Source organism: Streptomyces sp. NPDC005303, assembly GCF_040607335.1.
Classification (GTDB): domain Bacteria; phylum Actinomycetota; class Actinomycetes; order Streptomycetales; family Streptomycetaceae; genus Streptomyces.
In genome coordinates, this window is record NZ_JBEXGM010000021.1 from 36,367 (window position 1) to 57,615 (window position 21,249).

At 69.3% G+C, this 21,249-nt stretch carries 21 protein-coding genes; 11 read left to right on the forward strand and 10 right to left on the reverse strand.

All coding sequences use genetic code 11. From position 1 onward, the window contains the following. Nucleotides 1-3: 3 nt before the first annotated feature. Genes pgl through tkt form a run of 5 tightly spaced genes read right to left on the reverse strand, consistent with a single transcriptional unit; the run spans nt 4 to nt 6,734 of the window. On the reverse strand, nt 4-786 hold the full coding sequence (gene pgl / locus ABZT93_RS26285) for a 6-phosphogluconolactonase (protein ID WP_356108974.1): 783 nt from the start codon (nt 784-786) through the stop codon (nt 4-6). Further along, nucleotides 783-1,970, reverse strand: coding sequence for a glucose-6-phosphate dehydrogenase assembly protein OpcA (gene opcA / locus ABZT93_RS26290; protein ID WP_356108976.1), 1,188 nt, complete (start codon nt 1,968-1,970; stop codon nt 783-785). The genes pgl and opcA overlap by 4 nt, the downstream gene beginning before the upstream one ends. Beyond that, nucleotides 1,967-3,490: a glucose-6-phosphate dehydrogenase gene (zwf, locus tag ABZT93_RS26295; protein ID WP_356108979.1), complete on the reverse strand. Its 1,524-nt coding sequence runs from the start codon at nt 3,488-3,490 to the stop codon at nt 1,967-1,969. Before zwf ends, opcA begins: the two co-directional genes overlap by 4 nt. A gap of 4 nt (nt 3,491-3,494) precedes the next feature. Further along, the gene (gene tal, locus ABZT93_RS26300) at nt 3,495-4,613 is read right to left on the reverse strand and encodes a transaldolase (RefSeq protein WP_356108982.1); all 1,119 of its coding nucleotides are present in this window, start codon (nt 4,611-4,613) and stop codon (nt 3,495-3,497) included. Nucleotides 4,614-4,646: 33 nt separating this feature from the next. Beyond that, nucleotides 4,647-6,734, reverse strand: a complete 2,088-nt coding sequence (tkt, locus tag ABZT93_RS26305) for a transketolase (protein WP_356108984.1) — start codon at nt 6,732-6,734, stop codon at nt 4,647-4,649. Nucleotides 6,735-7,089: 355 nt separating this feature from the next. Here tkt and ABZT93_RS26310 point away from each other — a divergent pair, with 355 nt between their 5' ends. From ABZT93_RS26310 to ABZT93_RS26320, 3 genes are all read left to right on the forward strand, one after another. Then, nucleotides 7,090-8,043, forward strand: a complete 954-nt coding sequence (locus ABZT93_RS26310; RefSeq protein WP_356108986.1) for a heme o synthase — start codon at nt 7,090-7,092, stop codon at nt 8,041-8,043. A gap of 44 nt (nt 8,044-8,087) precedes the next feature. Further along, nucleotides 8,088-8,420, forward strand: coding sequence for a hypothetical protein (locus tag ABZT93_RS26315; protein WP_356108989.1), 333 nt, complete (start codon nt 8,088-8,090; stop codon nt 8,418-8,420). Between the two features lie 104 nt (nt 8,421-8,524). Then, nucleotides 8,525-9,631 (forward strand): amidohydrolase family protein, encoded by a 1,107-nt coding sequence (locus tag ABZT93_RS26320; protein WP_356108992.1) that lies wholly within the window; start codon nt 8,525-8,527, stop codon nt 9,629-9,631. 113 nt (nt 9,632-9,744) lie between these two features. Here the strand turns inward: ABZT93_RS26320 and ABZT93_RS26325 are convergent, their stop codons facing one another. The 4 genes from ABZT93_RS26325 to ABZT93_RS26340 are packed head-to-tail and all read right to left on the reverse strand — an operon-like array spanning nt 9,745 to nt 13,363. Further along, nucleotides 9,745-10,767 (reverse strand): COX15/CtaA family protein, encoded by a 1,023-nt coding sequence (locus tag ABZT93_RS26325; protein ID WP_356108994.1) that lies wholly within the window; start codon nt 10,765-10,767, stop codon nt 9,745-9,747. Nucleotides 10,768-10,804: 37 nt separating this feature from the next. Continuing rightward, nucleotides 10,805-11,575 carry an ABC transporter permease gene (locus ABZT93_RS26330; RefSeq protein WP_356108996.1) on the reverse strand — a complete coding sequence of 257 codons (771 nt, stop codon included), beginning with the start codon at nt 11,573-11,575 and terminating at the stop codon, nt 10,805-10,807. After that, on the reverse strand, nt 11,572-12,495 hold the full coding sequence (locus tag ABZT93_RS26335) for an ABC transporter ATP-binding protein (protein WP_356108999.1): 924 nt from the start codon (nt 12,493-12,495) through the stop codon (nt 11,572-11,574). The genes ABZT93_RS26330 and ABZT93_RS26335 overlap by 4 nt, the downstream gene beginning before the upstream one ends. Before the next feature lie 10 nt (nt 12,496-12,505). Beyond that, entirely contained in the window at nt 12,506-13,363 is an 858-nt protein-coding gene (locus tag ABZT93_RS26340; RefSeq protein WP_356109002.1) for an AAC(3) family N-acetyltransferase, read from the reverse strand. Nucleotides 13,364-13,524: 161 nt separating this feature from the next. Here ABZT93_RS26340 and ABZT93_RS26345 point away from each other — a divergent pair, with 161 nt between their 5' ends. Genes ABZT93_RS26345 through ABZT93_RS26380 form a run of 8 tightly spaced genes read left to right on the forward strand, consistent with a single transcriptional unit; the run spans nt 13,525 to nt 20,115 of the window. Continuing rightward, nucleotides 13,525-14,268 carry a metalloregulator ArsR/SmtB family transcription factor gene (locus ABZT93_RS26345; protein WP_356109005.1) on the forward strand — a complete coding sequence of 248 codons (744 nt, stop codon included), beginning with the start codon at nt 13,525-13,527 and terminating at the stop codon, nt 14,266-14,268. Further along, complete coding sequence (gene sufB / locus ABZT93_RS26350) at nt 14,265-15,686, forward strand: Fe-S cluster assembly protein SufB (protein ID WP_356109008.1); 1,422 nt, start codon at nt 14,265-14,267, stop codon at nt 15,684-15,686. The genes ABZT93_RS26345 and sufB overlap by 4 nt, the downstream gene beginning before the upstream one ends. A gap of 59 nt (nt 15,687-15,745) precedes the next feature. After that, nucleotides 15,746-16,927 (forward strand): Fe-S cluster assembly protein SufD, encoded by a 1,182-nt coding sequence (sufD, locus tag ABZT93_RS26355; RefSeq protein ID WP_356109010.1) that lies wholly within the window; start codon nt 15,746-15,748, stop codon nt 16,925-16,927. Beyond that, on the forward strand, nt 16,927-17,247 hold the full coding sequence (locus ABZT93_RS26360) for a non-heme iron oxygenase ferredoxin subunit (RefSeq protein WP_053847446.1): 321 nt from the start codon (nt 16,927-16,929) through the stop codon (nt 17,245-17,247). Before sufD ends, ABZT93_RS26360 begins: the two co-directional genes overlap by 1 nt. A gap of 6 nt (nt 17,248-17,253) precedes the next feature. After that, on the forward strand, nt 17,254-18,045 hold the full coding sequence (gene sufC / locus ABZT93_RS26365; RefSeq protein ID WP_356109013.1) for a Fe-S cluster assembly ATPase SufC: 792 nt from the start codon (nt 17,254-17,256) through the stop codon (nt 18,043-18,045). Beyond that, nucleotides 18,042-19,298: a cysteine desulfurase gene (locus ABZT93_RS26370; RefSeq protein WP_356109015.1), complete on the forward strand. Its 1,257-nt coding sequence runs from the start codon at nt 18,042-18,044 to the stop codon at nt 19,296-19,298. The genes sufC and ABZT93_RS26370 overlap by 4 nt, the downstream gene beginning before the upstream one ends. Nucleotides 19,299-19,315: 17 nt before the next feature. Then, the gene (sufU, locus tag ABZT93_RS26375; RefSeq protein ID WP_352390547.1) at nt 19,316-19,786 is read left to right on the forward strand and encodes a Fe-S cluster assembly sulfur transfer protein SufU; all 471 of its coding nucleotides are present in this window, start codon (nt 19,316-19,318) and stop codon (nt 19,784-19,786) included. Continuing rightward, a complete protein-coding gene (locus ABZT93_RS26380; RefSeq protein ID WP_275771019.1) occupies nt 19,783-20,115 on the forward strand; it encodes a metal-sulfur cluster assembly factor in 333 nt (110 codons plus the stop codon). The genes sufU and ABZT93_RS26380 overlap by 4 nt, the downstream gene beginning before the upstream one ends. 67 nt (nt 20,116-20,182) lie before the next feature. On the opposite strand, the gene ABZT93_RS26385 is transcribed toward ABZT93_RS26380, so the two are convergent. Next, a complete protein-coding gene (locus tag ABZT93_RS26385; RefSeq protein WP_356109019.1) occupies nt 20,183-20,998 on the reverse strand; it encodes an AbfB domain-containing protein in 816 nt (271 codons plus the stop codon). Between the last annotated feature and the right edge of the window lie 251 nt (nt 20,999-21,249).

A 21,249-nucleotide genomic window follows, 5' to 3' on the forward strand; every position in this document is an offset into this window, starting at 1 on the left:
TCGTCAGGGCGAAGCCGGCGGATACAGCGACCTCGGCAGCTGGGAGGCAGCCGCCGAGTCCAGCAGCCACAGGGTGCGGGCCCGGCCGCGGGCTCCCGCCGCCGGGGCCTGGATCTCGCCCGCTCCGGAGAGGGCGATGGCCGCGGCCTGTGCCTTGTCCTCGCCGGCCGCCAGGAGCCAGACCTCGCGGGCCGCGCGGATCGCGGGCAGGGTCAGCGTCACCCGGGTGGGCGGGGGCTTCGGGGCGCCGTGGACGCCGACGACCGTGCGTTCGGTCTCCCGTACCGCGGGGAGTTCCGGGAACAGGGACGCCACATGGGTGTCCGGGCCGACGCCCAGCATCAGGACGTCGAAGGTCGGCACCGCGCCGTGGTTCTCGGGACCGGCCGCACGGGCCAGCTCCTCGGCGTAGGCCGCCGCGGCGGCCTCCACGTCGTCCCCGTGGGGACCGTCCGACGCGGGCATGGCGTGCACGCGCTTCGGGTCCAGCGGTACGGCGTCCAGCAGGGCCTCGCGGGCCTGCGTGTCATTGCGCTCCGGGTCGCCCTCGGGCAGGAAGCGCTCGTCTCCCCACCACAGGTCCAGGCGGCCCCAGTCGACGGCGTCCCGGGCGGGCGCCGCGGCCAGGGCGGCGAGCAGTCCGTTGCCGTTGCGGCCGCCGGTGAGGACCACCGACGCCGAGCCCCGGGAGGCCTGCGCGTCCACGATCTTGGTGATCAGACGGGCCGCGGCGGCCTGGGCCATCAGCTCCTTGTCGTGGTGCACGACCAGCTGAGGGGTGCTCACTTCGCCGCCTTCCCGGACAGACCGGAGGGGACCGGCTTCAGCGATGCCGACGGCGCCGTTTCCTCCCCGGGAGCTTCCGCAGCGCCCTCGACAGGGGCTTTGACGGCGAGCTCGGTGGAGGCTGCGTCCGGTTCTCCGGAGAGGGGTCCTCCTTTGGCACCAGATCCTTTGGCACCAGATCCTTTGGCGTCGGATCCGTTGGCGTCGGACTCTTCGGCGCCGGACTTCTTGACGCTTCCCGGCTCCGGAAAAGGCGTCGACGGGTTCAGCCGCTCCACCCCGAAGCGCAGCGCCGCCGCGTATGTGTCGTCCGGGTCCAGCCTGCGCAGCTCCTCCGCGATCAGCTCGGCCGTGTCCCGGCGCTTGAGCGCCACCGCACGGTCCGGCTGCCCCTGGATGGAGAGCGTGGCGAGCGAGCCGTCCGCGCGGTCCAGGACGATCGGACCGCTGTCCGTGTGCATGCGGACCGCCGTCAGGCCGGGGCCGTTCGACAGGGACCGCTTCACCGGCACGTCCAGCCGGTCGGCCAGCCACATCGCCAGCAGCTCGCAGCTCGGGTTGAACTCCTCGCCCTCCACCTCGACAGCATCCACCTTGCAGGTGACCTGGTCGAGCGCGGCGGCCAGCATCGAGCGCCACGGGGTGATCCGGGTCCAGGAGAGGTCGGTGTCGCCCGGCGTGTAGGCGTCGGCGCGCGCTGACAGCTCGCGCACCGGCTGCTCGGAGGAGTACGTGTCGGTGACCCGCCGCTGGGCGAGCGCCCCGAGCGGGTCCCCGGCCGGGTCGAGCGGCGCGTCCACCGGCCACCAGACGACGACCGGCGCGTCCGGCAGCAGCAGCGGAAGGACGACCGACTGGGCGTGGTCGGCGACGTCGCCGTACAGCCGCAGCACCACCGTCTCGCCGGTGCCCGCGTCCGCGCCCACCCGCACCTCGGCGTCGAGGCGGGACTGGGTGCGGTCACGAGGGCTGCGCGACACCCGCTTGATGACCACCAGCGTGCGCGAGGGGTGCTCGCGCGACGCGTCGTTGGCGGCCTTGAGGGCGTCGTAGGCGTTCTCCTCGTCCGTGACGATGACCAGGGTGAGCACCATGCCGACGGCCGGTGTGCCGATGGCCCGGCGGGCCTTGACCAGGGCCTTGTTGATCTTGCTGGCCGTGGTGTCCGTGAGGTCTGTCTTCATGGCCGGCGCCAGCTCCGTCCCTCTCGTGCGAGCATCTCGTCGGCCTCGACCGGGCCCCAGGTACCGGAGGGGTACTGGGCGGGCTTGCCGTGCGTGTCCCAGTACTCCTCGATCGGGTCGAGGATCTTCCAGGACAGCTCGACCTCCTCCGTGCGCGGGAAGAGGTTCGAGTCGCCGAGCAGGACGTCGAGGATCAGTCGCTCGTACGCCTCGGGCGAGGACTCCGTGAACGACTCGCCGTAGGCGAAGTCCATGGACACGTCCCGGATCTCCATCGAGGTGCCGGGCACCTTGGAGCCGAAGCGGACGGTGACGCCCTCGTCGGGCTGGACGCGGATGACGATCGCGTTGGAGCCGAGCTCCTCGGTGGCCGTCGTGTCGAAGGGGGAGTGCGGGGCCCGCTGGAAGACCACCGCGATCTCGGTGACCCGGCGGCCCAGGCGCTTGCCGGTGCGCAGGTAGAAGGGAACGCCCGCCCAACGGCGGTTGTCGATCTCCACCTTGATGGCCGCGTAGGTGTCGGTCTTGGACTGCGGGTCGATGCCGTCTTCCTGGAGGTAGCCGACGGCCTTCTCGCCGCCCTGCCAGCCCTCCGCGTACTGTCCGCGCACGGTGTCCCGGCCCAGGTCCTTCGGCAGCTTCACCGCGCCGAGCACCTTGGTCTTCTCGGCGGCCAGCGCGTCCGCGTCGAAGGAGGCCGGCTCCTCCATGGCGGTGAGCGCCATGAGCTGGAGCAGGTGGTTCTGGATGACGTCACGGGCGGCGCCGATGCCGTCGTAGTAGCCGGCCCGGCCGCCGATGCCGATGTCCTCGGCCATGGTGATCTGCACGTGGTCCACGAAGGACCGGTTCCAGATCGGCTCGAACATCGTGTTGGCGAAGCGCAGCGCCAGGATGTTCTGGACGGTCTCCTTGCCCAGGTAGTGGTCGATGCGGAAGACCTGGTCCGGGGCGAAGACCTCCTCGACGGTCGCGTTGAGCTCCTCGGCCGACTTGAGGTTGTGGCCGAAGGGCTTCTCGATGACCGCGCGGCGCCAGGAGCCGCTCGACTGGTCGGCCAGCCGGTGCTTCTTCAGCTGCTGGATGACCACGGGGAAGGCGGACGGCGGCACGGACAGGTAGAAGGCGAAGTTGCCGCCGGTGCCCTGGGCCTTGTCCAGTTCGTCGATGGTGTCGCGCAGCCGCTCGAACGAGTCGTCGTCGTCGAAGGTGCCCTGGACGAAGCGCATCCCCTGGATGAGCTGCTGCCAGACCTCCTCGCGGAACGGCGTCCGCGCGTGTTCCTTGACGGCGTCGTGGACGACCTCCGCGAAGTCCTCGTTCTCCCAGTCCCGCCGGGCGAAGCCGACCAGTGAGAAGCCCGGTGGCAGCAGACCCCGGTTCGCGAGGTCGTACACGGCGGGCATGAGCTTCTTTCGTGACAAATCGCCCGTGACGCCGAAGATGACCAGGCCCGACGGCCCCGCGATACGCGGGAGCCGTCGGTCGGCGGGGTCACGCAGCGGGTTGCTGCTCGACAAGGTTTCAGCCCTCCGAGGGGGCGAGGCGCTGAAGCTCCGCCTCGGTCGACTTGAGCAGGTCGTTCCAGGACGCCTCGAACTTCTCGACGCCCTCGTCCTCCAGCAGCTGCACGACCTCGTCGTACGAGATGCCGAGCTTCTCGACGGCGTCGAGGTCGGCACGGGCCTGCTCGTACGTACCGGCGACCGCGTTGCCGCGGATCTGGCCGTGGTCCTCGGTGGCGAACAGGGTCGCCTCCGGCATGGTGTTCACCGTGTTCGGCGCCACCAGCTCGTCGACGTACAGCGTGTCCTTGTACGCCTTGTCCTTGACGCCGGTCGAGGCCCACAGCGGACGCTGCTTGTTCGCGCCCGCGTTCTCCAGCTTCGACCAGCGCTCGCCCGAGAAGACCTCCTCGTACGCCTGGTAGGCGAGGCGTGCGTTGGCCACACCGGCCTTGCCGCGGGCGGCCTTGGCCTCGTCGGTGCCGAGCGCGTCGATGCGCTTGTCGATCTCGGTGTCCACGCGGGACACGAAGAAGGACGCCACGGAGTGGATCTTCGACAGGTCGAGACCGCGCTCCTTGGCCTTCTCCAGGCCGGCCAGGTAGGCGTCCATGACCAGGCGGTAGCGGTCGAGGGAGAAGATCAGCGTGACGTTGACGCTGATGCCGAGGCCGATGACCTCGGTGATCGCCGGGATGCCCGCCTGGGTGGCGGGAATCTTGATGAGGGTGTTGGGGCGGTCGACGAGCCAGGCGAGCTGCTTGGCCTCGGCGACGGTCGCCTTGAGGTTGTGCGCCAGGCGCGGGTCGACCTCGATCGACACCCGGCCGTCCTGGCCGCCCGTCGCGTCGAAGACCGGGCGCAGGATGTCGGCGGCGTCCCGGACGTCCGCCGTCGTGATCATGCGGAGGGCCTCTTCGACGGACACCTTGCGGAACGCCAGGTCCGACAGCTGCTGGTCGTAGCCGTCGCCCTCGGAGATCGCCTTCTGGAAGATCGACGGGTTGGTGGTGACGCCCACGACGTGCTGCTGGTCGATCAGCTCGGCGAGGTTGCCGGACGTGATCCGCTTGCGCGACAGGTCGTCCAGCCAGATCGCCACGCCTTCCTCGGAGAGGCGCTTGAGTGCGTCTGTCATGGAATTACATCTCCTACGTGTCGTATGTGAGCGTCAGCGCTGGGCGGCGGCGAGAGATTCCCGCGCCTTGGCGGCCACGTTCTCGCCAGTGAAGCCGAACTCCTGGAAGAGGAGCTTGCCGTCCGCGGAAGCACCGAAGTGCTCCAGGGAAACGATGCGACCGGCGTCCCCCACGTACTTGTGCCAGGTGAGACCGATCCCCGCCTCGACCGCGACACGGGCCCTCACGGACGGGGGCAGGACGCTGTCCCGGTACCCCTGGTCCTGCTCCTCGAACCACTCCACGCACGGCATGGAGACGACGCGGGTCGGCACCCCGTCGGCCTGGAGCTGCTCACGCGCCTCCACAGCCACATGCACCTCGGAACCGGTGGCGATCAGGATGACCTCCGGCTCACCGCCCTCGGCCTCGAACAGGACGTAACCGCCCTTGACCGCGTCCTCGTTGCCCTCGTACGTCGGCACGCCCTGGCGGGTCAGCGCCAGACCGTGCGGGGCGCCCTTGCCGAACTCCTTCGTCCAGCGCCGCAGGATCTCGCGCCAGGCAGTCGCGGTCTCGTTGGCGTCCGCCGGGCGGACCACGTTCAGACCGGGGATCGCGCGCAGCGAGGCCAGGTGCTCGACCGGCTGGTGCGTCGGACCGTCCTCGCCGAGGCCGATGGAGTCGTGCGTCCACACGTACGTCACCGGCAGGTGCATCAACGCCGAGAGCCGGACGGCGTTGCGCATGTAGTCGGAGAAGACGAGGAACGTACCGCCGTAGATACGGGTGTTGCCGTGCAGCGCGATGCCGTTCATCTCCGCGGCCATCGAGTGCTCGCGGATACCGAAGTGGATCGTGCGGCCGTACGGGTCCGCCTCCGGCAGCGGGTTGTCCGCCGGGAGGAAGGAGCTGTTCTTGTCGATCGTCGTGTTGTTCGAGCCCGCGAGGTCGGCGGAGCCGCCCCACAGCTCGGGGATCACGGCGCCGAGGGACTGGAGGACCTTGCCGGACGCGGCACGGGTCGCCACGCCCTTGCCCGGCTCGAAGACGGGGATCGCCGACTCCCAGTCCTTGGGCAGCTCACCCGCGGCGACACGCTCGAACTCGGCCGTGCGCTCGGGGTTGTTGTTGCGCCACTCCTGGAAGGACTTCTCCCACTCGGCCCGGGCCTGCCGGCCGCGCTCCAGCGCCTGCCGGGTGTGGCCGATGACCTCGTCGGAGACCTCGAAGGACTTCTCCGGGTCGAAGCCCAGCACCCGCTTGGTGGCCGCGACCTCGTCGTCGCCGAGCGCCGAGCCGTGCGCGGCCTCGGTGTTCTGGGCGTTCGGGGCGGGCCAGGCGATGATCGAGCGCATCGCGATGAAGGACGGCTTGTCGGTGACCGCCTTGGCCTGCTGGATCGCCTCGAAGATCGCGACCGGGTCGAGGTCGCCGTTGGCCTGCGGCGCGACACGCTGGACGTGCCAGCCGTACGCCTCGTACCGCTTGGCGGTGTCCTCGGAGACGGCCGTCTCGGTGTCGCCCTCGATCGAGATGTGGTTGTCGTCCCACAACAGGATCAGGTTGCCGAGCTTCTGGTGGCCGGCCATCGAGGACGCCTCGGCGGAGATGCCTTCCTGGAGGCAGCCGTCACCGGCGATGGCGAAGATGAAGTGGTCGAAGGGCGAGGTGCCCTCCGGGGCCTCCGGGTCGAACAGACCGCGCTCGTAGCGGGCGGCCATCGCCATGCCGACCGCGTTGGCGACACCCTGGCCGAGCGGACCGGTGGTGGTCTCGACGCCCTTGGTGTGGCCGTACTCCGGGTGACCCGGGGTCTTCGAGCCCCAGGTGCGGAAGGACTTGAGGTCGTCCAGCTCCAGGCCGAAACCGGCCAGGTACAGCTGGGTGTAAAGGGTCAGGGACGAGTGGCCGGCGGACAGCACGAAGCGGTCGCGCCCGACCCAGTCGGGGTCGGCCGGGTCGTGCCGCATCACCTTCTGGAAGAGGGTGTACGCGGCGGGAGCCAGGCTCATCGCCGTACCGGGATGGCCGTTACCGACCTTCTGTACGGCGTCGGCGGCCAGGACGCGGGCGGTGTCGACGGCCCGCTGGTCCAACTCGGTCCACTCGAGGTCTGTGGTGGTCGGCTTGGTGCTCACCCTGGGTCAGGGCTCCTCTCCACATGTCACGCATGTCGAAATGCCGGTGCACGGGACGCCCGGCCGTTGTCGAGCCTACCCCCGCAAGTACGTGCGTTTTTTCGAGTCATTCCAGACTGCCGGGCCTTATGGGGATCCGCCTCCCGACCGGCCCGGAGCGGCACTTGGCAACTGAATACGCAGCCGCTCGTCCGAGTGCTCAACCGAGTGGGGCCGAGCTCTTCCGGGGGCCTCCTCGGACACGACCGGACCCCCGCGAATGCCGGGGTATGGGCAACGTCTACAGTGGCGTGGTACGCGCGAGCCTTTACCGGGACTTCACACGGGTGAGGCTTGCTGGGATGTCTCTGTAGGGGTGTGCGTGACGGCCGTCGAATCCCGTCCAGCCGGAGTGCTGGGGGAGAGCAAGAGCTCGAGTCACCGGCCGTTCGGGGCCCGTGTCAAGGCATTCGTGGCGCTGACCAAGCCCCGGATCATCGAGCTGCTGCTGATCACCACCGTTCCGGTGATGTTCCTGGCGCAGCAGGGCGTACCGGACCTGAAGCTGGTCCTGCTCACCTGCGTCGGCGGTTACCTGTCCGCGGGCGGCGCCAACGCGCTCAACATGTACATCGACCGCGACATCGACGCGCTCATGGACCGCACCTCGCAGCGTCCACTGGTCACCGGCATGGTGTCGCCGCGCGAGTGCCTGGCCTTCGGCATCACGCTGGCGGTCGTCTCGACGCTGCTGTTCGGTCTCACCGTCAACTGGCTGAGCGCCTGGCTCTCCCTCGGCGCGCTCCTTTTCTACGTCGTCGTCTACACGATGATCCTCAAGCGCCGTACCTCGCAGAACATCGTGTGGGGCGGCATCGCCGGCTGCCTGCCCGTCCTGATCGGCTGGTCGTCGGTCACGAACTCCATGTCGTGGGCGCCGGTCGTCCTCTTCCTCGTCATGTTCTTCTGGACGCCGCCGCACTACTGGCCGCTGTCCATGAAGGTCCGCGAGGACTACGCGCGCGTGGGTGTGCCGATGCTGCCCGTGGTCGCCTCCAACAAGGTGGTCGCCAAGCAGATCGTCATCTACAGCTGGGTGATGGTCGGCGTGTCGCTGCTGCTCACCCCGCTCGGCTACACCGGCTGGTTCTACACGGCGGTCGCACTCCTCGCGGGCGGCTTCTGGCTGTGGGAGGCGCACGGTCTGCACAACCGGGCCAAGGCCGAGGTGACGGGCGTGAAGCTCAAGGAGATGCGGCTGTTCCACTGGTCGATCACCTATGTGTCGATCCTCTTCCTCGCGGTGGCGGTCGACCCCTTCCTGAGGTAAGGGTCACGTCGCCGTCCCCTCTACCCGTCGGTAGCATCCTGGTCATGGCAGACACGCAGCAGGTTGACGCGAAGGCCGAGCGCAAGGTCGCCCGGCTCGCCAGGCAGATCAGCGCCTTCTCCAAGAAGCACGGCGGCGCCGAGGGCCAGCTGGCCAACATCGGTCAGCGCGGCACCCGGATCGTCCTCGTCGGCGAGGACGGCGGTTGGGGCGACCTGGTGGCCCCCTCGCCCGAGATCGCCGAGAAGGCCGTCGAGAAGTCCGGCATCACCGTTCACGAGGAGTTCGACGGCGAGTTCGCCGCGAAGGTGCGGACGGGGCCGTACGAGTGGAGCCGGATGGCGGGCATCCAGGTGGGCGGTCCCTCGAACGGCTGAGATCGCTCGGCGTTTCGCACGGGGTGTGTGACAGCAACACCTGAAGCCCGGTTCACCCGTTAGGACCTGTGAGCAGCGACACGGTCCGACTACGGGGAGCCCGGATGATCGAAACGCCGTCCCTCGTGGACCAGTACTGCCACGGCGTTCTGAGGACGGAGCTGGGTCTCGGCACCTTCGAGGCCCAGCTGGCCCGCACCGAGGGCCCGCCCGCCCCGGGGACCACGCTGTTCGACACCCAGACGGGTTTCGCCGTACGACGCTGGTGCCCGCCCCTGCTCGGCCTGGAACCGCACTGTCCGCCCGCCCGCTATCTGGCCAGGCGCCGTGAGCTGGGCGTACTGGAGGCGGGGCGCAGGCTGTTGCGCGGCAGCGGGATCACGACCTATCTGGTCGACACGGGACTGCCCGGCGACCTCACCGGGCCCACCGAGCTGGCCTCCGCCGCGGCCGCCGAGGCCCGCGAGATCGTGCGCCTGGAACTCCTCGCCGAACAGGTCGCCGACACCTCCGGCACGGTCGAGTCATTCCTCGCCAACCTCGCGGAGTCGGTGCACGGAGCCGCCGCGAACGCGGTCGCCTTCACGTCGGTGGCGGGCGTACGGCACGGACTCGCGCTCGCGCCCGAACCGCCGGGGCCGGGAGAGGTGCGGGGCGCGGCGGGCCGGTGGCTGGCGGGCCGCCGGGTGGGCGGCGAGCTGTCGGACCCGGTTCTCCTACGACACCTGCTGTGGATCGCGGCCGCCTCGGGCCTGCCCCTCCAGCTGCACGCCGGGCTCGGCGAGCCGGGCCTGCGCATCGACCGCACCGACCCCGTCCTGCTCACCGACTTCGTCCGGGCCACCGCGGGACTCGGCACCGACCTCGTCCTGCTGCACAGCTACCCCTACCACCGGCACGCCGCCCATCTCGCGGGCGTCTTCCCGCACGTCTACGCCGATTCCGGCGCCGCCCTCGTCCGCACCGGCGCCCGCGCGGCGACCGTCCTCGCGGAGATCCTGGAACTGGCCCCCTTCGGCAAGATCGTCTTCTCCAGCGGTGCCCACAGCCTTCCCGAACTGCATGTGGTGGGCGCCCGGCTGTTCCGCGAGGCGCTGACCCGGGTGCTGGGCGGCTGGGTCACCGAGGGGGCCTGGTCGCTGGCGGACGCGCAGCGGGTCGCGGGACTGATCGCGGCGGGGAACGCGCGCCGGGTGTACGGGCTGGAGTGAGGTGTACCGGATGTCCGGCCCGGGGCGCCCATGGAGGTCGTGGAGGACAGCAGGGGGCGCCGCCACGGCGATCCCGGACCCGCTGTCGGGAACAGGGCGGCGCGAAGCCGGAGTTACCTGGGTCCGGCGACCGACGAGCCGGTGGCGGCGTACGGCTGAGCGGGCACCTCGGGCACCTCGCCCTCGGACCGCTCCCGCAGGGCCAGCAGGACGCGCAGGACCCCGATCCACACCAGGGCCGAGCCGAGCATGTGCAGGCCGACCAGGAACTCGGGCAGGTCGGTGAAGTACTGGACGTAGCCGATGACGCCCTGGGAGAGGAGGACCAGGAAGAGGTCGCGGGTGCGGTGCAGGGGGCCCTTGGGGGCGTCGACCGCCTTGAGGATGAACCACAGGGCGAAGGTCAGCGACACCACGATCCAGGCCAGGACCGCGTGCACCTTGCTCACGGTCTCCCAGTCCAGCGGCATCCGCTCGACCTCGCTGGAGTCTCCGGCGTGCGGCCCTGCGCCGGTCACCACCGTGCCGACGAGGATCAGCAGTGCGGCGGCCGCGACCATGAACCACACCAGCTGCTGCACCGGCTTGCCGACCAGCGGGCGGGGTGCCGCGTCGCCCTCGCGGGTGCGCTGCCACATCACCGCGGCGACGGTGATCAGGGCCGTCGTCGCCACGAAGTGGGCCGCCACGGTGTACGGGTTCAGCCCCACGAGGACGACGATGCCACCGAGGATCGCGTTGCTCATCACGATCCAGAACTGCGCCCAGCCCAGCCGGGTCAGGCTGCGCCGGTACGGCTTCTCGGAGCGCGCGGCGATGATGGCCCAGCCGACGGCGGCGCACAGCACGTACGTGAGCATCCGGTTGCCGAACTCGATGGCACCGTGGAAGCCCATCGCGCTGGTCGCCGTCAGCGAGTCGTCCGTGCACTTGGGCCAGGTCGGGCACCCGAGTCCCGACCCGGTCAGCCGCACCGCCCCGCCGGTGACCACGATGACCACCGCCATGACGAGAGCGGACAGAGCCGCCCGCTGAACCGTCCGGGGTGTCGGGGTCCAGCGTGCGGCGATGAAGGCGAGCGGGTTGCGGACGGCCGCTAGGGCGTCGGCGCGGGTCAGGTTCGGCACGCGTTCCATCGTAGGGGGCCGCTTGTGCACGCGTTCACGAGGGCCCCTACTCCCAGCGGAAGAACTTCCCGGCCAACGCCAGCCCCACGACCCCCCACACCGTCAGGATCCCCAGATCGCCCCACGGCATCCCGGCCCCGTGCTGCAGCACATCCCGCAGCCCGTCCGACAGGGCCGTGACCGGGAGCAGGCTCAGGATGTCCTGCGTGCTCTGGGAGAACTTGTCCAGGGGGACGATGATTCCGCCGCTGACCAGCAGGAGCAGGAAGACCAGGTTGGCCGCGGCCAGGGTGGCCTCCGCCTTCAGGGTGCCGGCCATGAGGAGGCCGAGGCCCGAGAAGGCCGCCGTCCCGAGGAGCAGGAGCAGGAGTACGGCGAAGGGGTTGCCGTGCGGGGACCAGCCCAGCGCGAAGGCGATCACCGTCAGGAGGATCACCTGGAGGATCTCCGTCACCAGGACCGACGCCGTCTTCGCCGTCATCAGGCCCCAGCGGGGGAGCGGGGAGGAGGCGAGGCGCTTCAGGACGCCGTAGCGGCGTTCGAAGCCGGTCGCGATCGCCTGGCCCGTGAAGGCCGTCGACATGACCGCGAGGGCCAGGACGCCCGGGGTGAGGAAGTCCACCGCCTTGCCCTCGCCGGTGTCGATGATGTCCACCGAGCTGAACAGCACCAGCACGAGGGTGGGGATCACCACCGTAAGCAGCAGCTGCTCACCGTTGCGCAGCAGCATCTTGGTCTCCAGCACCGCCTGGGTCGCGATCATGCGTCCCAGGGGCGCCGCGCCCGGCTTCGGGGTGTACGTACCGGTGGCGGTCACGCGCGCAGCTCCTTGCCCGTGAGCTCGAGAAAGACGTCTTCCAGGGTGTGCCGTTCCACCGAGATCTTCTCCGGCATCACGCCGTGCTGCGCGCACCAGGACGTCACCGTCGCCAGCAGTTGCGGGTTGACCTTGCCGACCACCCGGTAGGAGCCGGGAGTCAGCTCGGCGGCCGTGCAGTCGGCGGGGAGGGCCTTCAGGAGGGACCCCACGTCGAGCCCGGGGCGCCCCGTGAAACGCAGGGTGTTCTCCGCGCCGCCCCGGCACAGCTCCTCGGGGGTGCCCTGGGCGATGACCCGGCCGCCGTCGATGATCGCCACGTCGTCGGCGAGCTGCTCGGCCTCGTCCATGTAGTGCGTGGTGAGGACGACCGAGACACCGTCCGCGCGCAGGTCGCGGACCAGGTCCCAGGTCGCCCGGCGGGCCTGCGGGTCGAGACCGGCGGTCGGCTCGTCCAGGAACACCAGCTCCGGGCGGCCCACGACCGCCATGGCGAGCGCCAGGCGCTGCTGCTGACCGCCCGACAGCCTGCGGTACGTCGTCCGGCCGCAGCTCTCCAGGCCCAGGCGCTCGATCAGGGCGTCCACGTCGAGCGGGTGCGCGTGCAGTTTCGCCATGTGCCGCAGCATCTCGTCGGCCCGGGCGCCCGAGTACACACCCCCGGACTGGAGCATCACGCCGATCCTCGGGTGCAGCTCACGGGCCTGTCGCACCGGGTCGAGGCCCAGGACCCGTACCGTGCCGGAGTCCGGCCTGCGGTAGCCCTCGCAGGTCTCCACCGTCGTCGTCTTGCCGGCGCCGTTGGGCCCGAGTACGGCGGTCACGCCCGCCCCGGTCACCAGGTCGAGGCCGTCCACGGCGGTCTTCGTGCCGTACCGCTTCACCAGGGCGTGGACCTGGACCACGGGCTCACTTCGCATGGGCCCGAGTCTAGGTTCGCCGCCCGCGCCGCAGACGGGCGGGTGCAGGATCTCCACCCAGCGCGCTCCGCGGGGTGTCGTCCCGCGACCGGTGCAGCGCCAGCCACCGCTGCGCGTACCGCACGGCGTCCGCCACCGGGAACAGCCGTGCGTCGGCCGCGCCCACCTTTCCCCGTACGACGAGACCGCTGTCCCGCTCGAAGTCGTACCCCAGTTCGTCGAAGCGGTCCGAGGTGATCGAGACCTCCGTGACCACCTCCCAGCCGTCCGGTCCCGGGCGGCCGACCCTCACCAGCGGGGTCGGAATGCGGTACTCGGCGAGATGGAAGCTCGTGCAGGTGTCGTACCCCGCGCCGAGAAGCAGCACGCGCGCGTGGAGGGCCTCCAGGCGGGCCAGGGGGCTCCGCTCACCCAGCCGGCAGTCGAGCGCGTGTCCGTTCAGGACATCACCTGCGCGTGGGCCTATCGCCGCGAAGGACGTCTGCGGGTGCACGCTGCGCAGGGCGCCGGGCCAGGTGCGTACGGTCTCCGGGATCACGCCGACCCCGCGTGAGGGCGTGACGAGCGGGTCGTAGGCGGGCATGGTCGCCCGGATCGTGTCCCACCACTGCTCGGGCACCGGGGGGTTGCTCCACACCGCCGGGTCCGAGAGGTCGCCGGTCTGGGTGGGGACCACCAGGGTGCCGTCCGGGCCGAGGGCGTCCAGGAGTCCCTGGACCACCGCGACCGGGCCTCCGCACACCCAGCCGAGGGAGCTGAGCGAGGAGTGCACGAGCAGGATCTCGCCCCTTCTGACGCCCAGTTCGCGCAATTGCCCGGCGAGGGTGTCGCGAGTGACAAGTGGGCCGGTGGGAGGTGGTGTCGGCATGGTTCGCGAGTGTCCCCGACAGGGCTGCCCAATGCCACCGGTTTGATCGATCAAAGATCGTTTGCCCAGGTCAGGTTAGGACGACCTAAGTGATGCAGGGCACCGTCCCCCGGAGCGGGCACGGCTTGCCCGGTCCTGAGGAATTACGCAACAATGGCGTTGTGAAAAACGTCGGCGAGGTTCGGGAGACCCCCACGGGGGCCCCTCAGGAGGAGCTCGCGACCGGTGAGCGGTCCACCCGCAACCGCGTCGCGCGATCCATCCTGGACCACGGACCGTCGACCGTCACCGAGCTGGCCGGACGGCTGGGGCTCACCCCCGCGGCCGTACGACGCCATCTGGACGCGCTGGTGGCCGACGACGTCGTGGAGGCGCGGGAGCAGCGGGTGTACGGCGCGCGGACGCGCGGCCGTCCCGCCAAGGTCTTCGCGCTCACCGACTGCGGCCGGGACGCCTTCGACCAGTCCTACGACAAGCTCGCCGCGGACGCCCTGCGCTGGATACAGGAGCGCTTCGGCGGGGACGAGGCGGTCGTCGCCTTCGCACGCGCGAGGATCGCCGCACAGGCCGAGGGATACCGCCAGGCCGTGGAGGCCGCCGCCCCCGAGGAGCGCACCGAAGCCCTGGCCAAGGCCCTGAGCGCGGACGGGTACGCTGCTACGGCGCGCAGCGCACCGGTCGGCGAGCAGCTCTGCCAGCACCACTGCCCGGTCGCCCATGTAGCGGAGAAGTTCCCCCAGCTGTGCGAGGCGGAGACCGAGATCTTCTCCCAGCTGCTCGGAACGCACGTCCAGCGACTGGCGACGATCGCGCACGGCGACGGCGTCTGCACGACGTTCATCCCCAAGATTTCCCACACCACTGATATCGCATCTGCAAGCACGGCCGGGAGGAACCCCGCATGACTCTCCCCACGGAGACTGCCCACCCCGAACTCGAGGGCCTGGGTAAGTACGAATACGGCTGGGCCGACTCCGACACGGCCGGCGCCTCTGCGAAGCGCGGCATCAACGAGGACGTCGTCCGCGACATCTCCGCGAAGAAGAGCGAGCCGGAGTGGATGACCAAGCTCCGCCTCAAGGGGTTGCGCCTCTTCGACAAGAAGCCCATGCCGAACTGGGGCTCGGACCTCTCCGGCATCGACTTCGACAACATCAAGTACTTCGTGCGGTCCACGGAGAAGCAGGCGGAGTCCTGGGAGGACCTGCCCGAGGACATCAAGAACACGTACGACAAGCTCGGCATCCCCGAGGCGGAGAAGCAGCGCCTCGTCGCCGGTGTCGCGGCCCAGTACGAGTCCGAGGTCGTCTACCACCAGATCCGTGAGGACCTGGAGGAGCAGGGCGTCATCTTCCTGGACACCGACACCGCTCTCAAGGAGCACCCGGAGCTCTTCAAGGAGTACTTCGGCACCGTCATCCCGGTCGGCGACAACAAGTTCGCGTCGCTGAACACCGCGGTGTGGTCCGGCGGTTCCTTCATCTACGTGCCGAAGGGCGTGCACGTCGAGATCCCGCTCCAGGCCTACTTCCGGATCAACACCGAGAACATGGGCCAGTTCGAGCGGACGCTGATCATCGTCGACGAGGACGCGTACGTCCACTACGTCGAGGGCTGTACGGCGCCGATCTACAAGTCGGACTCCCTGCACTCCGCGGTCGTCGAGATCATCGTGAAGAAGGGCGCCCGCTGCCGTTACACGACCATCCAGAACTGGTCGAACAACGTCTACAACCTGGTCACCAAGCGCGCCGTGGCGTACGAGGGCGCGACCATGGAGTGGATCGACGGCAACATCGGCTCCAAGGTGACGATGAAGTACCCGGCCGTCTACCTGATGGGCGAGCACGCCAAGGGCGAGACCCTGTCCATCGCCTTCGCGGGCGAGGGCCAGCACCAGGACGCCGGCTCCAAGATGGTCCACATGGCGCCGAACACCTCCTCCAACATCGTCTCCAAGTCGGTGGCGCGCGGTGGCGGTCGTACGTCCTACCGCGGTCTCGTCGAGATCGGCGAGGGCGCCCACGGCTCCAAGTCGAACGTGCTGTGCGACGCGCTGCTCGTCGACACCATCTCCCGCTCCGACACGTACCCCTACGTGGACGTCCGCGAGGACGACGTGTCCATGGGCCACGAGGCGACCGTCTCCAAGGTCTCCGAGGACCAGCTCTTCTACCTGATGAGCCGTGGCCTCTCCGAGTTCGAGGCGATGGCGATGATCGTGCGCGGCTTCGTCGAGCCGATCGCGAAGGAGCTGCCCATGGAGTACGCCCTCGAGCTCAACCGGCTGATCGAGCTGCAGATGGAAGGCGCGGTCGGTTAAGACCGCCTTCCGAGAAGCAGCTAGCGAACCTGACGTAGGAAGAGAGCAGACCGACAGCCATGGCTGAGGCTCAGAACATCCCGGTGGGCAGCACCACCGCCGGCCAGATCGCGGTGGCCGCCGAGTCGACCGTCGCCACGCGCATGAGCGCGCCGCCGTCCTTCGACGTCGCGGACTTCCCGGTCCCGCACGGCCGTGAGGAGGAGTGGCGGTTCACCCCGTTGGAGCGCCTGCGCGGGCTGCACGACGGCACCGCGGTCGCCACCGGCGACGGCGTGAAGGTGGACGTGCAGGCCCCCGAGGGCGTCACCGTCGAGACCGTCGGCCGCGACGACGCCCGGCTCGGCAGGGCGGGCATCCCGGTGGACCGCATCGCCGCCCAGGCGTACTCGGCGTTCGAGAAGGCCGGCGTGATCACCGTCCCCAAGGAGACGGTCCTCACCGAGCCGATCCGGATCGCCGTGCACGGCGAGGGCGGCACCCGCTTCGGCCAGCAGGTGATCGAGCTGGGCGCCTTCGCCGAGGCCGTCGTCGTCATCGACCACACCGGTGACGCGGTGCTCGCGTCCAACGTCGACTACATCCTGGGCGACGGCGCCAAGCTGACCGTCGTCTCCGTCCAGGACTGGGACGACAAGGCCGTGCACGTGGCCCAGCACAACGCGCTGATCGGCCGGGACGCCACCTTCAAGTCGTTCGTGGTCACCTTCGGCGGCGACCTCGTCCGGCTGCACCCGCGCGTCGCCTACGCCGGCACCGGCGGCGAGGCCGAGCTGTTCGGCCTGTACTTCACCGACGCCGGCCAGCACCAGGAGCACCGCCTCCTCGTCGACCACAACACCCCGCACTGCAAGTCGAACGTCGCCTACAAGGGCGCGCTCCAGGGCGAGGGCGCCCACGCGGTGTGGATCGGTGACGTGCTCATCGAGGCCAAGGCCGAGGGCACCGACACCTACGAGATGAACCGCAACCTCGTCCTCACGGACGGCGCGCGGGTCGACTCGGTGCCGAACCTGGAGATCGAGACCGGCGAGATCGTCGGAGCGGGTCACGCCTCGGCGACCGGCCGCTTCGACGACGAGCAGCTCTTCTACCTGATGGCCCGCGGCATCCCGGCCGACGAGGCCCGGCGCCTGGTCGTGCGCGGGTTCTTCGCCGAGCTGGTCCAGCAGATCGGTGTCGACGACATCGAGGAACGCCTTCTCGTGAAGATCGACGAGGAGCTGGAGGCCACCGTCTGATGGCAGCCTTCGTACGCGCCTGCGGATTGAGCGAGCTGGAGGAGGACACCCCCAAGCGGGTGGAACTCGACGGCACGCCGGTCTCGGTCGTCCGTACCGAGGGGGAGGTGTTCGCCATCCACGACATCTGCTCCCACGCCAACGTCTCGCTCTCCGAGGGCGAGGTGGAGGACTGCCAGATCGAGTGCTGGCTGCACGGCTCCAGCTTCGACCTGCGCACCGGCAAACCGTCCGGCCTTCCCGCGACGCGCCCCGTCCCCGTATACCCCGTAAAGATCGAAGGGGACGACGTGCTCGTCTCCCTCACCCAGGAGTCCTGAGCCCCCATGGCAACGCTTGAAATCCGAGACCTGCACGTCACCGTCGAGGCCGACAACGCCACGAAGGAGATCCTCAAGGGTGTCGACCTGACCGTGAAGCAGGGCGAGACGCACGCCATCATGGGCCCCAACGGCTCCGGCAAGTCGACGCTCGCCTACTCCCTCGCGGGTCACCCGAAGTACACGATCACCGGCGGCACCGTCACCCTCGACGGCGAGGACGTCCTGGAGATGGCGGTCGACGAGCGCGCCCGCGCCGGCCTGTTCCTCGCGATGCAGTACCCGGTCGAGGTCCCGGGTGTCTCCGTGTCGAACTTCCTCCGCACCTCCGCCACCGCCGTCCGCGGCGAGGCCCCCAAGCTGCGCACCTGGGTCAAGGAGGTCAGGGAGGCCATGGAGCGCCTCAACATGGACCCCTCCTTCGCCGAGCGCAACGTCAACGAGGGCTTCTCCGGCGGTGAGAAGAAGCGCCACGAGATCCTCCAGCTCGAACTGCTCAAGCCGAAGGTCGCGATCCTCGACGAGACCGACTCCGGCCTCGACGTCGACGCCCTTCGGGTCGTCTCCGAGGGCGTCAACCGCGTCCGCGAGACCGGCGAGGTCGGCACCCTGCTGATCACCCACTACACGCGCATCCTGCGCTACATCAAGCCCGACTTCGTCCACGTCTTCTCCGGCGGCCGGATCGTCGAGTCCGGCGGCGCCGAGCTCGCCGACAAGCTGGAGAACGAGGGCTACGAGGCATACACGAAGGGTGGCTCCGCGGCCGGAGGCCACTCAAAGGAGGAAGTCGCGTGACACAGCTGCCGGGCCTCCTGGACACAGAGGCGATCCGCAAGGACTTCCCCATCCTGGACCGTCAGGTCCACGACGGCCGGAAGCTCGTGTACCTGGACAACGCGGCGACCTCGCAGAAGCCGCGCCAGGTACTGGACGCCCTGAACGAGTACTACGAGCGCTACAACGCCAACGTTCACCGCGGTGTGCATGTGCTCGCCGAGGAGGCCACGGCGCTGTACGAGGGCGCGCGCGACAAGGTCGCCGCGTTCATCAACGCGCCCTCGCGCGACGAGGTGATCTTCACCAAGAACGCCTCCGAGTCGCTCAACCTCGTGGCGAACATGCTGGGCTGGGCCGACGAGCCCTACCGCGTGGACCACGAGACCGAGATCGTCATCACGGAGATGGAGCACCACTCCAACATCGTGCCGTGGCAGCTGCTGGCGCAGCGCACGGGCGCGAAGCTGAAGTGGTTCGGCCTGACCGACGACGGCCGGCTCGACCTCTCCAACATCGACGAGATCATCACCGAGAAGACGAAGATCGTTTCCTTCGTGCTGGTCTCCAACATCCTGGGCACGGTCAACCCGGTCGAGGCGATAGTCCGCCGCGCGCAGGAGGTCGGCGCTCTGGTCTGCATCGACGCCTCGCAGGCCGCGCCGCACATGCCGCTGGACGTACAGGCACTCCAGGCCGACTTCGTGGCCTTCACCGGCCACAAGATGTGCGGCCCGACCGGCATCGGCGTGCTCTGGGGCCGCCAGGAGCTGCTGGAGGACCTGCCGCCGTTCCTCGGCGGCGGCGAGATGATCGAGACCGTGTCGATGCACTCGTCGACGTACGCCCCGGCGCCGCACAAGTTCGAGGCGGGCACTCCTCCGATCGCCCAGGCGGTCGGTCTGGGGGCCGCGATCGACTATCTGAACTCGATCGGCATGGACAAGATCCTCGCCCATGAGCACGCGATCACCGAGTACGCGGTGAAGCGCCTCGCGGAGGTCCCGGACCTCCGGATCATCGGCCCGGCCACGGCCGAGGACCGTGGCGCGGCGATCTCCTTCACGCTCGGCGACATCCACCCGCACGATGTGGGCCAGGTCCTCGACGAGCAGGGCATCGCGGTCAGGGTCGGCCACCACTGCGCTCGGCCGGTCTGCCTGCGGTACGGAATTCCCGCGACCACGCGAGCGTCGTTCTATCTGTACTCCACTCCGGCCGAGATCGACGCACTGGTCGACGGCCTGGAGCACGTACGGAACTTCTTCGGCTGACGGGAACGGGCTATCGCATGAAGCTGGACTCGATGTACCAGGAAGTCATCCTGGACCACTACAAGCACCCGCACGGGCGTGGTCTCAGGGATGGCGACGCCGAGGTGCACCACGTGAACCCGACGTGCGGCGACGAGATCACCCTCCGTGTGAAGTACGACGGCACGACGATCGAGGACGTCTCCTACGAGGGTCAGGGCTGCTCGATCAGCCAGGCCAGCGCGTCCGTCCTGAACGATCTGCTGGTCGGCAAGGACCTGGCGGACGCGCAGCGGATCCAGGAGACCTTCCTGGAGCTGATGCAGTCCAAGGGCAGGATCGAGCCCGACGACGCGATGGAGGAGGTGCTGGAGGACGCGGTCGCGTTCGCCGGTGTCTCCAAGTACCCGGCCCGGGTCAAGTGCGCCCTCCTCAGCTGGATGGCATGGAAGGACGCGACGGCCCAGGCGCTGGACGCCGGAGCCGACGCCGAAAGGAAGACGGCATGAGCGAGACCGTTGAGATGAAGCCGGCCTCGGAGGAAGAGATCCGCGAGGCGTTGTACGACGTCGTCGACCCCGAACTGGGTATCGATGTCGTCAACCTCGGCCTGATCTACGGCATCCACATCGACGACGCGAACATCGCGACCCTCGACATGACCCTGACCTCGGCGGCCTGCCCGCTGACGGACGTCATCGAGGACCAGGCCAAGTCCGCCACGGACGGCCTCGTCAACGAACTCCGCATCAACTGGGTGTGGATGCCGCCGTGGGGCCCGGACAAGATCACGGACGACGGACGCGAGCAGCTTCGGGCGCTCGGGTTCAACGTCTGACAGACGCGTCCACGTGAAAGCGGCGGCACCTTCCGGGTGCCGCCGCTTCCGTGTGCCCGGACCCGGATCAGGCCAGGCCGCCCACGAGCTGGAACGACGAGTCCGACAGGTACTGCGAGCTGTACTCGAAGCGTTCCAGACGGACCACGAAGTTCTCGTGGCGGAGGAAGTAGCCGGGATAGTTCACCGACTCCAGCATCGTCGCGCCGGTGTAGGCGGCGTCCCGGGGACAGAACGTGGCGTCCTGCTCGAACAGGGACGAGCCGTCGTCACCATCGGCCCGCAGGACGAAGTTGCGGTGGCGCAGGTACTTGCCGTCGTGGGTGACGAAGGAGTAGCAGGAGGCGTTGGCCAGGCCCTTGACCTGCTTGAAGGTGGAGTCCTCGCGGGATTCCGAGCCGCGGACCGGGTCCAGTCCCACATAGCCGTCGTCCACGTGCCAGTAGCGGTCGGGGTAGTTGACCGAGCGGATCGAACGGTAGGTCACCGAGGGCTTCGGCTTCGACGAACTGCCCTTGGACGCCGTGGACTTGGGCGGCTTCGGAGTGGCCGTGACGGTGACGGTCGGTTCGGCGCCCTGCTGCCGGGGGCCCTTGGGGGTGGGGGACACCGACGAGAGCCCGCTGTCGCCCTGCGGGGCGAGGGTCGTCGCGGGCTGCGAGGAGAAGGAGATCAGACCCGACCCCTCGTCCCGTGCGGTCTTCGACGGTGCGTCAACCGCGTTGTCGGTAGCGGCTATTGCCGCCACACAGGCGACGATCGTGACCACCGCAAGCGCCCCGGCGAGATAGAGCCGTCTGGTGCCGGGCGTGCGGGAGGTGTCCAGTGTCCAGCCGTTCTCCCAGGGGCGGTCCTGGGGCGGCCGGGACTTGTCTTCGGGCATGCGCTGTTCCTCCGGCGCGGCGCGGAGCGACGTGCCGCTGCTGTGGTGGCGCGGTATGTGAATGGTGAAACACGAGTGGTTCCGGGTGAACACTAGTGGTAACCGGCGGTCCCGAGCAGCCCTTTGAACCGGCCGGTTTCCACATTCCCCTCTCGGCGGGCTCAAAGACACGGCGCGCCGGGCGAGATGGCGTGGCGGTGTGGTCACCTCTGCACCCCCTTGTCCCGTAGGGCCCGTCTTGGTCCTCGGCT

Excerpts from the sequence above, each read along its gene's own strand:
- opcA (WP_356108976.1), bottom strand. The coding sequence starts at position 1,970 with ATGAAGACAGACCTCACGGACACCACGGCCAGCAAGATCAACAAGGCC.
- tal (WP_356108982.1), bottom strand. The coding sequence starts at position 4,613 with ATGACAGACGCACTCAAGCGCCTCTCCGAGGAAGGCGTGGCGATCTGG.
- ABZT93_RS26315 (WP_356108989.1), top strand. The coding sequence starts at position 8,088 with ATGGCAGACACGCAGCAGGTTGACGCGAAGGCCGAGCGCAAGGTCGCC.
- ABZT93_RS26320 (WP_356108992.1), top strand. The coding sequence starts at position 8,525 with ATGATCGAAACGCCGTCCCTCGTGGACCAGTACTGCCACGGCGTTCTG.
- ABZT93_RS26325 (WP_356108994.1), bottom strand. The coding sequence starts at position 10,767 with ATGGAACGCGTGCCGAACCTGACCCGCGCCGACGCCCTAGCGGCCGTC.
- ABZT93_RS26335 (WP_356108999.1), bottom strand. The coding sequence starts at position 12,495 with ATGCGAAGTGAGCCCGTGGTCCAGGTCCACGCCCTGGTGAAGCGGTAC.
- ABZT93_RS26340 (WP_356109002.1), bottom strand. The coding sequence starts at position 13,363 with ATGCCGACACCACCTCCCACCGGCCCACTTGTCACTCGCGACACCCTC.
- sufB (WP_356109008.1), top strand. The coding sequence starts at position 14,265 with ATGACTCTCCCCACGGAGACTGCCCACCCCGAACTCGAGGGCCTGGGT.
- sufD (WP_356109010.1), top strand. The coding sequence starts at position 15,746 with ATGGCTGAGGCTCAGAACATCCCGGTGGGCAGCACCACCGCCGGCCAG.
- ABZT93_RS26360 (WP_053847446.1), top strand. The coding sequence starts at position 16,927 with ATGGCAGCCTTCGTACGCGCCTGCGGATTGAGCGAGCTGGAGGAGGAC.
- sufC (WP_356109013.1), top strand. The coding sequence starts at position 17,254 with ATGGCAACGCTTGAAATCCGAGACCTGCACGTCACCGTCGAGGCCGAC.
- sufU (WP_352390547.1), top strand. The coding sequence starts at position 19,316 with ATGAAGCTGGACTCGATGTACCAGGAAGTCATCCTGGACCACTACAAG.
- ABZT93_RS26380 (WP_275771019.1), top strand. The coding sequence starts at position 19,783 with ATGAGCGAGACCGTTGAGATGAAGCCGGCCTCGGAGGAAGAGATCCGC.
- ABZT93_RS26385 (WP_356109019.1), bottom strand. The coding sequence starts at position 20,998 with ATGCCCGAAGACAAGTCCCGGCCGCCCCAGGACCGCCCCTGGGAGAAC.